We start from the raw sequence: 1,879 nt of genomic DNA on the forward strand, positions 1-1,879 counted from the left end.
GCTTGCTCCCGCTGGGCTGCGAAGCAGCCCCAACCAGGGCAACGCGTTTTTCCAGGTGTGGCGAGGTGACTGTTTTAGGGCTGCTGCGCACCCCAGCGGGAGCAAGCTCCCTCGCCACAATGACATCAGTGCTCTGATGTATCTTTGTGGTTATCCAGCGTCTCCAGCCAGACGTCCCGCGCCCAGTGCCAAACCGATTCCCAGGTTTCTTCGGTGACAAGTTCTTCTTCGCCGGACCACAGCACCACGGTGCCGTCCTCTTCGACGCAGTAGTAGTCATCGCCGTCCTGGCAGATCGGGATCATGCTGCGGTCAACACCGGCGTCCCAGGCGTTGGCGGCAACGTCCGGCAGGTAGGTGTGGGACTGCGGGTCGGTGACGGTCACCGGTTCCAGGCTGCCGTACACCACGTCGCTGACGGTCAGCAGGAATTCACGGAATACAAACGGGATGTCGATGAACAGTTGTTCTTCGATTTCCACAATCTGGTCTTCGTCAGGCAGCTCCAGAGGAACCGGGACCGGTTCGTTGGCTTCACGCAATTGTTCGATGATTTCTTCCACGGCCGGGATCCTCTTGCTAGTTGGCGCGGTTAATAGGGCGTTTTATACAGTAGCTCGCTATAAGTGCAACCGCGAAATAGAAAACCCCGGAACATGTCCGGGGTTTTTATTACCAAGTGCTCAAGCGTAGGGTTATCAGCCGTTCTGGCGGATACCTGCGACCAGCCAAGGCTGGTTCTCGCCTTGCGGGCGTTCCATGTTCCAGCTTTCGCTGAACACTTCACCCTGGTCGAAACGCGAGGTCTTCGACACACCGCTGAAGGTCAGGGTGGCGATGGTCTTGTCGGCGCGATCATCCACACCGTCCAGCTGCACGCGCAGGTCGTCGATGTAAGTCGACTGGAACGCATCACCGATTTCGGCGCGTTCGCGCTTGAGGAACTCCAGCAGTTGCGGGGTCACGAACTCGGCGATCTTGTCCATTTCGTTGGCGTCCCAGTGCTGCTGCAGGGACTGGAAGTGGCTGCGGGCCGCTTCGACGAAACGTTCTTCGTTGAACCAGGCCGGTGCATTGATCACCGGGCGGGCGGCGGCAGGCGCAGCCGAACCACCGAAGATCGAACCCATGGCTGGTTTTTGCTCGAACACTTCACGCTGCATCGGCGCGCCGGCTGGCGCCAGGTGCTCCTGCTGCTTGCGTCGACGGGCGGCGATAAAGCGGAAGATCACAAACGCGATGACCGCCAGGATCAGGATGTCGAAGATCTGCATGCCCTGGAAGCCGCCGCCCATGAACATGGAAGCGAGCAGGCCACCGGCGGCGATACCGGCCAGAGGGCCTAACCAGCGCGAAGCACCGCCGGCCTTGGCAGCAGCGCCAGCGGCACCGGCTGCACCAGCGGTCGCAGCTGCGCCGCCCATGCCACCGGCGGAAGGAGCCATTTGGCTGGTCTGGTGAGTCGGAGCCGAGCCCATGCTTTTGCCGCCACCGAAGCGCTTGGCGTTGGCGTCGAGGCTCATCGTCAGGCCGATGCACAACGCCATGGCGATGCTAAGAAAACGTTTCATAAAGGGAATTCCCATTTGTGGATTGCACGCGCGCCATGTTGCACAGGTGTCGTGACAGTGGCTAGCGACATAATGTTTCGGGCTTTTGCGTAAGACCGATTCAGAATGGCCCGTAGGACTTATCTCAGATATTGGCCCGCGCTTGGTAAAAACAAGGGCGGGCCATCAACCTTCATGTAACGCGAAGTTTCATCATATTGGCTTATGTGGCGAGGGAGCTTGCTCCCGCTGGAGCGCGAAGCGCTCCCATTTTGCGCCGTGCCAATCTATCAGGCTGCGTTTGCCAGTCAGGGGCTGCTTCGCAGCCC

At 59.8% G+C, this 1,879-nt stretch carries 2 protein-coding genes; both read right to left on the bottom strand.

Translation table 11 applies throughout. The features are described from left to right. Nucleotides 1–125: 125 nt before the first annotated feature. Nucleotides 126–563 carry an SMI1/KNR4 family protein gene (locus FEM54_RS31615; protein ID WP_138454173.1) on the bottom strand — a complete coding sequence of 146 codons (438 nt, stop codon included), beginning with the start codon at nt 561–563 and terminating at the stop codon, nt 126–128. Nucleotides 564–698: 135 nt separating this feature from the next. Continuing rightward, nucleotides 699–1,571, bottom strand: a complete 873-nt coding sequence (locus FEM54_RS31620; protein WP_056860905.1) for a Tim44 domain-containing protein — start codon at nt 1,569–1,571, stop codon at nt 699–701. Nucleotides 1,572–1,879 lie beyond the last annotated feature (308 nt).

The sequence above is a fragment of the Pseudomonas edaphica genome, assembly GCF_005863185.1.
GTDB lineage: Bacteria > Pseudomonadota > Gammaproteobacteria > Pseudomonadales > Pseudomonadaceae > Aquipseudomonas > Aquipseudomonas edaphica.